The sequence below is a fragment of the Phreatobacter sp. AB_2022a genome (assembly GCF_026847585.1).
GTDB lineage: Bacteria > Pseudomonadota > Alphaproteobacteria > Rhizobiales > Phreatobacteraceae > Phreatobacter.
Genome location: NZ_JAPSET010000008.1, coordinates 149,123 through 157,634 on the forward strand (window position 1 = coordinate 149,123; position 8,512 = coordinate 157,634).

7 protein-coding genes and 2 pseudogenes are annotated in these 8,512 nt (G+C 68.4%); 6 read left to right on the forward strand and 3 right to left on the reverse strand.

Going from position 1 to position 8,512, the window contains the following annotated elements:
- Positions 1-4 precede the first annotated feature (4 nt).
- Positions 5-979, forward strand: a complete 975-nt coding sequence (locus tag OZ671_RS08485; RefSeq protein ID WP_268860341.1) for a quinone oxidoreductase family protein — start codon at positions 5-7, stop codon at positions 977-979.
- A gap of 83 nt (positions 980-1,062) precedes the next feature.
- Entirely contained in the window at positions 1,063-2,571 is a 1,509-nt protein-coding gene (locus OZ671_RS08490; RefSeq protein WP_268860342.1) for a carboxypeptidase M32, read from the forward strand.
- 27 nt (positions 2,572-2,598) lie between these two features.
- Here the strand turns inward: OZ671_RS08490 and OZ671_RS08495 are convergent, their stop codons facing one another.
- The 3 genes and pseudogenes from OZ671_RS08495 to OZ671_RS08505 form a co-directional block, all read right to left on the reverse strand.
- The gene (locus OZ671_RS08495; protein ID WP_268860343.1) at positions 2,599-3,075 is read right to left on the reverse strand and encodes a VOC family protein; all 477 of its coding nucleotides are present in this window, start codon (positions 3,073-3,075) and stop codon (positions 2,599-2,601) included.
- 28 nt (positions 3,076-3,103) lie between these two features.
- A complete protein-coding gene (locus OZ671_RS08500; protein ID WP_268860344.1) occupies positions 3,104-3,538 on the reverse strand; it encodes a VOC family protein in 435 nt (144 codons plus the stop codon).
- An 85-nt stretch (positions 3,539-3,623) separates the two neighbouring features.
- Positions 3,624-4,620, reverse strand: a pseudogene (locus tag OZ671_RS08505) (DUF808 domain-containing protein).
- Between the two features lie 310 nt (positions 4,621-4,930).
- On the opposite strand from OZ671_RS08505, the gene OZ671_RS08510 reads away from it, so the two are divergent.
- From OZ671_RS08510 to OZ671_RS08525, 4 genes and pseudogenes are all read left to right on the forward strand, one after another.
- Positions 4,931-7,018, forward strand: coding sequence for a TonB-dependent receptor (locus OZ671_RS08510; protein ID WP_268860345.1), 2,088 nt, complete (start codon positions 4,931-4,933; stop codon positions 7,016-7,018).
- A 20-nt stretch (positions 7,019-7,038) separates the two neighbouring features.
- A complete protein-coding gene (locus OZ671_RS08515; protein WP_268860346.1) occupies positions 7,039-7,680 on the forward strand; it encodes a MotA/TolQ/ExbB proton channel family protein in 642 nt (213 codons plus the stop codon).
- A complete protein-coding gene (locus OZ671_RS08520) occupies positions 7,680-8,135 on the forward strand; it encodes an ExbD/TolR family protein (RefSeq protein ID WP_268860347.1) in 456 nt (151 codons plus the stop codon). Before OZ671_RS08515 ends, OZ671_RS08520 begins: the two co-directional genes overlap by 1 nt.
- Positions 8,132-8,512 (forward strand): annotated as a pseudogene (locus OZ671_RS08525) (hypothetical protein); the annotation flags it as partial. The gene OZ671_RS08520 and the pseudogene OZ671_RS08525, both read left to right, overlap by 4 nt.

Consider the following 8,512-nt stretch of genomic DNA (forward strand, 5'->3'; position numbering starts at 1 on the left):
AGATATGGAACGCGCAGTACGCATTTACGAGCATGGGCCGGCCGAAATCCTGAAGATCGAGCCGATCGACCCGGTCCCTCCCGGCCCTGGCGAAGCCTTGATCCGCCATACGGCGATCGGGCTCAACTTCGTCGAAGTCTATTACCGGCGTGGCAGCTTTCCCGTGCCGGCGCTGCCGGCCATCCTCGGCAACGAGGCCGCCGGCGTCGTCGAAGCGCTGGGCCCCGGCGTGACCTCGCTCGCTGTCGGCGACCGGGTCGTCTATGCCGACGGCCCGATGGGCGCCTATGCAACCGTCAGGCTCTATCCCGCCGACCGCCTCGTGCGCATTCCCGGCGATATCACCGAAGCCCAGGCGGCAGCCTCGTTCCTGCGCGGCGTGACCGCGCGCATGCTGCTGAAGGAGGCCGTGCGCCTCGCGCCCGGCGACACGGTATTGTTCCATGCCGCAGCCGGCGGCACCGGGCTGATCTTCAGCCAATGGGCGCGCAGCCTCGGGATCCGGGTCATCGGCACGGTTTCGGGCGCCGCCAAGGCCGCGGCGGCGCTGAAGGCAGGCGCTTTCACCGTGATCGACTACGTCGCTGAGGATTTCGTCGACCGCGTGCGTGCCATCACCCATGGAGAAGGCGTCACCGCGGTGTTCGACGCGGTCGGGCGCGATACCTTTCTGCGCTCCTTGGACGTGCTGAAACCGCGCGGCACGCTGGTCGCCTTCGGCAAGGCTTCCGGCCATCCGCCGCAGATCGATCCGTTCATCCTGTCCACGAAAGCACTGTCGCTGACCTGGCCGATCCGTCCGGTCTTTACGGCGGACCGCGCCCTGCTGGAGGAAAATGCCGACGATCTGTTCGATGCCATCCGGCGCGGCGTGCTGGATGTCGGCCCGCAGCGCAGCTATGCGCTCGACGACATCGTCACGGCGCATCGCGATCTCGAAAACCGGCAGATCATCGGCTCCGCCGTGATCCGGCCCTGAAGCCGGCCGGGGCACACTGGCACACTGGCCTGGCGCGCGACATCGGGCTATCCGTTCGATGGTCCGTCAGAGACGAGAGAGCCATGTCCGCATCCATGTCGTCCGCATCCGCCACGCTCTTTGCCCATTTCGGCCGCGCCGCCGCGCTCAGCAACGCCTTGGGCATTCTGCACTGGGACAACGAGGTGATGATGCCGGTCGGCGCGGCCGGCACGCGCGCCGAAAGCATCGCCCAGATCAATGTGCTCAAGCATGGCATGCTGACCGATCCGCGCATCGGCGACTGGCTGGCCGCGGCCGAAGGCGAGACCGGACTCGATGCCTTCGCCAGGGCCAATCTCCGGGAGATCCGGCGCATCTGGACGGCGGAGACGGCCGTGCCGGCCGATCTCGTCGAGGCTTCCAGCAGGGCCGTGTCCGCGTCCGAGCTCGCCTGGCGAGAAGCCCGCGCCAATGCCGATTTCAAGGCGCTCGAACGAAAGCTCGGCGAAGTGCTCAGACTGCAGCGCGAGATCGGCCGGGCGAAGGGGGAGAAGCTCGGGCTTTCGACCTACGACGCCCTGCTCAACGACTATGAGCCCGGCGGCCGCTCGGCCCGCATCGACGTGCTGTTCGACGATCTCGCATCCTTCCTGCCCGGCTTCATCGAGGAGGCCCTGGCGGTGCAGGCGCGCCGGCCGGCGATCCTGCCGGTGGACGGTCCCTTTCCCATCGAGCGGCAGCGCCAGCTCGGCCTCGATCTGATGAAGGTGCTCGGCTACGATTTCGACCGCGGCCGGCTCGATGTCTCGCTGCATCCCTTCTGCGGCGGCGCCGACAACGACGTACGCATCACCACGCGCTACGACGAAAGCAACTTCACCCGCGCTCTGATGGGCGTGCTGCACGAGACCGGGCATGCCCTCTACGAGCAGGGCCGGCCCCAGGCCGTCATGAACCAGCCGGTCGGCCAGGCGCGCAGCATGAGCATCCACGAGAGCCAGTCGCTGCTCGTCGAAATGCAGGCCTGCCGCAGCCGCGAATTCATCGACTTCGCCGCGCCTTTGATGGCCGCCGCCTTCGGCGGCGACGGCGAAGCCTGGGGTGCCGACAATCTGCACCGCATCTATACGCAGGTCGCGCGCGGGCTGATCCGCGTCGATGCCGACGAAGTCACCTATCCCGCCCATGTGATCCAGCGCTACCGGCTGGAACGGGCGCTGATCGCCGGCGACCTCGCCATTGCCGATCTGCCGGCCGCCTTCAACGACGGCTTGAAGCAGTTGCTCGGCGTGGCGCCGCCCGACGACCGGCTCGGCTGCCTGCAGGACGTGCACTGGCCGGCAGGCCTTTGGGGCTATTTCCCGACCTATACGCTCGGCGCCATGACCGCCGCGCAGGTCTTCGATGCCGCCTGCCGTGCCGAGCCCGGCATCCTGCCGGCCATCCGCCGCGGCGATTTCTCGGGCCTCGTCGGCTGGCTCCGGACGCAGGTCCACAGCCAGGGCTCGCTCTACGAAACGGATGAGCTGCTGACCCGTGCGACGGGCCGACCGCTCGACGCGACCGTCTTCAAGGCGCATCTGAAGCGCCGCTACGGCGAGCCCGGCTGAACGGCGGGGTCGCCGGAACGTCGGCGGTCACCGGCCGTCGCGGGCCGCCTTCAAGGCCGCGATATCGAGCTTGGTCATGCCGAGCATGGCCTTCATGGCGCGCTGCGCCCTCACCGGATCCGGGTCGCCCAGAATGGCCGGCATGTCCACCGGCACGATCTGCCAGGATACGCCGTAGCGATCCTTCAGCCAGCCGCACCGGCCCGTGCTGCCCCCGGCGCTCAACCCGCCCCAGAGCCTGTCGACCTCGGCCTGGTCGGCGCAGTTGATCTTGAACGAAACGGCCTGGGTGAAATTGTCGGGCGGCCCGCCGTTGAGCGCCATGAAGGTCTGGCCGCCCAGGACGAAATCGACCACCAGGGCACTGCCCTGCCTGCCGACGGGGCTACCCGGGCCATTGCGCTGGACGTGACGGATGCGCGAATCCGGGATCAGCGAAACGTAGAATTCCGCAGCTTCCTCGGCCTCCCGGGCGAACCACAGGCAGGGGGCAACCTTCGACATGGCCTTGCCTCCGTCCGTCGCCCGGCTTTCAGACCTTGGCCTCGGCGCCGGCCTCGCCGCTCGCCACGGCCGCCGGGTCCATCCACATCACTTCCCAGACATGGCCGTCGGGATCCTCGTAGCTGCGGCCATACATGAAACCGTAATCCTGCGTCGCGTTCGGATCGCCTATGCCGCCTGCCGAAGCCGCCCTGGCGACCAGGCTGTCGACCTCGGCCCGGTTCTCGGCGGAAATGCAGAGCAGCACCTGGCTGGTCGCCTTGGCATCCGCGATCGGCCGCTTGGTGAACTGGCTGTATTTGTCGTGGGTGAGCAGCATGACGAAAATCGTGTCGGACAAGACCATGCAGGCGGCCGTGTCGTCGGAGAATTGCGGGTTCTTGACGCCACCGACCGCCTCGTAGAAGGCGACGGAACGGCCGAGGTCGCGGACCGGCAGGTTGACGAAGATCATCTTGGGCATTGAAGGCTCCTCTGGTTGGCTTCGAGCCTAGGACGAACGGGACGGCCGCGGACCGACACGTCCATCAAAAAAAAATCGCGAGTGGTCAGGCGGCTCGCCGGACGACGCTCTTGGCGCCGCGCCAGGCAGGCGCCAGGACGAAGCCGACGAGCGGGATCAGCGCCCCGCCGATCAGCAGCCCGGCGAACCCAGCGCCGATCGCCGACACCAGCCATTCGGCAGTGCCGGCGAGGCTCACCGGAGCCAGGCGGACGATCGCGCCGGCCGCGGCCTGAACGAAACCGGCGATCGCATGCAAACCATAGGCCTCGAGCCCGTGGACGACGATGCCGCCGCCGACCCAGATCATCGCCGCGGTGCCGACAATGCTGAGCAGGGCCAGGATCAGCGGCATGGCCCGCACCAGCCCGCGCCCGACGGCCCGGCCCAATCCTGCAAGGGCGGAGGCTGAGCCGTTTCGCGCCAGAACAAGACCGATATCGTCAGCCTTCACGATCAGGCCGACGACCCCGTAGACCGCCACGGTGATGCCGAGCCCGACCACGGCGAGCACCACCGCCTGCATCCAGAAGCTGCCCGACGGGATCGACGCGAGCGCAATTGCCATGATCTCCGCAGACAGGATGAAGTCGGTCTTGATGGCGCTCGCGACCTTCTGGTCCTCGACGCTCGCAGCATCGAGCGCGATCGTGCCGACCTCGGCTTCGTGCGCGCCGGCATGATGCGGCAGCACGGCCTCGAACACCTTCTCCGCGCCCTCGTAGCAAAGATAGGCACCGCCCAGCATCAGCAGCGGCGTGATCAGCCAGGGCGCCAGGACGGCGAGTCCGAGCGCTGCCGGCAGCAGGATGAGCAGCTTGTTGCGCAGCGAGCCGACCGCGATCCGGGCTATGGCCGGCAGTTCGCGCTCCGGCGTGAAGCCGGTGACGTAGCGCGGCGTCACGGCGGCATCGTCGATGACGACGCCCGCCGCCTTCGCACCGGCCTTTGGCGGCCTGGGCCGCAACGTCGTCGAGAGATGCGGCGGCCGCCTTGGCGATGGCCGCGACATCGTCAAGCAGTGCGATCAACCCGATGCTCACCGGCCGACTCCGCGCTCCCCGCCCCATCGGCCGGATGTGGACGCGACCATACACAGCCGTTGTCCGCCCTGACCAGAAGGACAAGGCGCGGCAATCGATCTCTCCCGTCTGTGAGCCATGCGCCTTTTCGTCTTGCAGATGCAATTCATTTGCAATAACTGTTGCGAAACATTCGCAACAGTTACAATGTAACAATTAGTCGAACAGGCAGGATGCAATGACCAGCAGCAGGGCGAGGAGCGCCAGGACGCAGAACCGCGACCAAGGTCGATGGGCCCGGTGCGAATCACCATGCCTGCCGAGATGGTCCGTGCCGTTCGGGCTCGTTCCGTTGGCCTTGGTGGCCGGCGGGCCGGCTCGGGCCGAGGTGACGGAACTGCCGGTCATCGTGGTCGAGGCACCGCGCGAGGAACGTCGGCGCGGTCCGAGCGAAGGCGAACTGCTGGTGCTCGACCGCAGCTTCGCGCCCGTTACCGTGGTTCAGGGCGGCGAGATCAGCCGCAACGGGGGGCGGACGATCGGCGACCTGCTGAGCAACATGCCGGGCATCACCGCGTCGGGTTTCGCCCCCGGCTCGGCCAGCCGGCCGATCATCCGCGGTCTCGACGCCTTCCGCGTGCGCATGCAGGAAAACGGCATCGGCACCCAGGACGTCTCCGACCTCGGCGAGGACCACGGCGTGACGGTCGATCCCTCGAGCGCGCAGCGCGTCGACGTGGTGCGCGGTCCCGCCGTCCTGCGCTATGGCTCGCAAGCGATCGGCGGCGTCGTCAATGTCAGCAATGAGCGGATCCCGACCGTGCTCGGCCCGGAAGGCGTCTTTCCGGCACTGCGCACCGCACTGTCCTCGGTCGACCGCGGGATCGATACCGGCATCAGCATCGGCGGCCGCAAGGGCAATGTCGCCTTCCACGGCGAATTCAACCGCCGCACCGCCGAGGACTATACGACGCCGGGCGGCGGCCGCCAGGCCAACAGCTATCTGAGGTCGGTCAACGGCTCGGTCGGCGCCACGATCTTTTTCGACGGCGGCTATTGGGGCGCCGCGATCGCCCACACCAACGCGACCTATGGCATTCCGGGCCGCGCCTCGGCGGCCGAGCGCGCACGCATCGCGCTGCAGCAGACCCGCTTCACCTCCAAGGGCGAATACCGGCCCGAGAGCGGGCCGGTGGACATTCTGCGTTTCTGGTTCGGCGCCTCGATCTATGCGCACGACGAGGATTCCTTCCTCGCCGACGTCAATCGTTTCGCGACCGCCCTCACCTTCCGCAACAGGGAGGCGGAGACGCGGGTCGAGGCGCAGATGCGGCCGCTCGAAACCCCGCTCGGCGCGCTCACCATCACGACCGGGGTCTCTGCCAACTACCAGCTCGCCGGCGCGACCGGCACCTCGCCACCGCTGTTCGAGCCGGCCACCACGCAGACGGCCGCCGGCTATGTCTTCGGTGATCTCCAGATCACCCCGTCCACCCGCCTGCAGGCCTCCACCCGTGTCGAATATACCGCGCTGCGTGGCGTCGCCGGCATCTTTCCAGGCGACTATCTCGGCACGTCGGGAGCGATCGTCGACCGTCCGGTCGCCCGCTCCTTCATGCCGTTCAGCGCCAGCATCGGCATGCTGCAGGACCTGCCGTGGAATTTCGTCGGCAGCCTGACCGCCCAGTTCGTCGAACGTGCGCCGCGGGTGCCCGAGCTCTTCTCCAAGGGCGCCCACGCCGCGCCGGGCACCTTCGACATCGGCAATCCCGATCTCAACAAGGAGCAGGCCCGCACCTTCGAGATCGGCCTGCGCCGTTCCGCCGGCCCGCTCCGGCTCGATTTCTCGGCCTATTACACGAGCTTCAACGGCTTCATCTTCAAGGCGCCGACCGGCCTCTATTGCGACGACACCTTCGCGAGCTGCGGCAGCGGCACGGCCTATCGCCAGACTATATTCCGTCAGCGCGACGCGACCTTCTACGGCACCGAGATCCGGCTCCAATACGATCTGGCCACCATCGGCACAGGCACGCTCGGCGTGGAAGCGCAATATGACTTCGTCCGCGCGCGCTTCTCCGACGATAGCAACGTGCCGCGCATTCCGCCGCACCGGCTCGGCGGCGGCCTGTTCTGGCGCGACGGCGGCCTGTTCGCGCGCGTCTCGCTGCTGCATGCCTTCGCCCAGCGCGAGATCTCAGCCAACGAAACTCCGACTCCTGGCTACGATCTCCTCAATGCCGAGCTCAGCTACACGACCCGGATCAGCACCAACACGTTCGGCGTCACCGAGCTGACCGCCGGCCTCGTCGGCACCAACCTGCTCGACGCCGAGATCCGCAACCATGTCTCGTTCAAGAAGGACGAGGTGGTGCAGCCCGGGCGCGGCGTCCGCGCCTTCCTCAACCTGCGCTTCTGACCGGCGGGACAACTCCTCCCATGCACACGGATCTCAATCCCATCTCGCTGTTCCTGATGGCTGGCCCCGTGGTCAAGGCGGTGATGCTGATGCTGGTCGCCGCCTCGCTCTGGTGTTGGCTGATCGTCGCCGAATGCATCCTCGCGGTGCGTCGGCTCGGCCGTGCGGTACGCGCCGGCGAAGGCGGCCGCGCCGATCCGGTCATCGCGGCGATCTTCGATGGCGGCGCGCGCGAGGCCGCCCTCGTCTATCCGGATGAAGCGGTCGGTGCGCGACGCGAGCGGGTCGTCGCAGCCATGCGCCGGCGCGTGCAGGAAACGGTCGAGGCCGCGCATGGCGGCCTGGCCCACCTCGCGGTGATCGCCTCGGTCGGTCCCTTTCTCGGACTGTTCGGCACGGTCTGGGGCATCATGACCTCGTTCATCGGCATTGCCGGTTCGCAAGACACGAGCCTAGCCACCGTGGCGCCGGGCATAGCCGAAGCGCTGGCCGCGACCGCCATCGGCCTTGCCGCCGCCATTCCGGCGGCCTTCGGCTACAATCAGCTGGTCGCCGCCTATGGCCGCCTCGGCAAACGGCTCGTCAGGCTGGTCGAAGACGATGCCGTGCGGGTGCTGCGGCCCGATGGCGCCGGCATCGCCGCCACCGGGGCCACCCGCTGATGGCCTTCGGCTCCGACACGGGCCAGGGCGACGATTTCGCCCCGATGGCCGACATCAATGTGACGCCGTTCATCGACGTCATGCTGGTGCTGCTGATCATCTTCATGGTGACGGCGCCGCTCCTGACATCGGGCATGAAGGTGGACCTGCCGCAGGCCCGCGCGGCCCAGCCTCTGGAACGGCAGGAGCCCGTCGTCGTCACCGTCGGACCGGACGGGCGACTGCAGGTCGGCGACCACGATGTCGCCCGCGACGATCTCGTTGCCCGCGTGCGCGAAAGCCTGGGGGCCCGCGCGGACCGGCATATCCAGGTACGCGGCGATGCCAAGGCCGATTTCGGCGCGATCGTCGGCGTTCTCGACCTTCTGGCGAGCCACGGACTGACACGCATCGCTCTCGTCACCCAGCGCCCTGGTCCGGCGTCTCCGGCCGGCGGCGAGGCGCCCGCCCGATGAGCGCCGCAGGACTGTTGCATCCGGCCTGGCAGCGCCCTGCCCTGCTGGCCGGCACTCTCGCCGTCCATGGCGCGCTCGCCTGGCTGCTCGTGCCCAAGACGCGCTCCGTGGCCGGCATCGCGCCGCCGGTCATCGAAATGGTGACAGCCGAACCTTCGGCCGTGGCGACGCCCGAAGCTCCGGCGACCGCCGCGAGTCCGCAGGCCGCCGAGCCGGAAGCGGCCCAGCCGGCCGCAGAGACGCCGGCGCCCGAGCCAGCGGCTCCCCTCGAAGCCGCACGGCAGGTCGCCGAAGCCGCGCCGCCGGTGTCGCCGCCCGACATCGTCGCGCCGGACGCGCCGGTCATTCCGGCCGTGCCGGCCCCCGTTCCGTCCCGC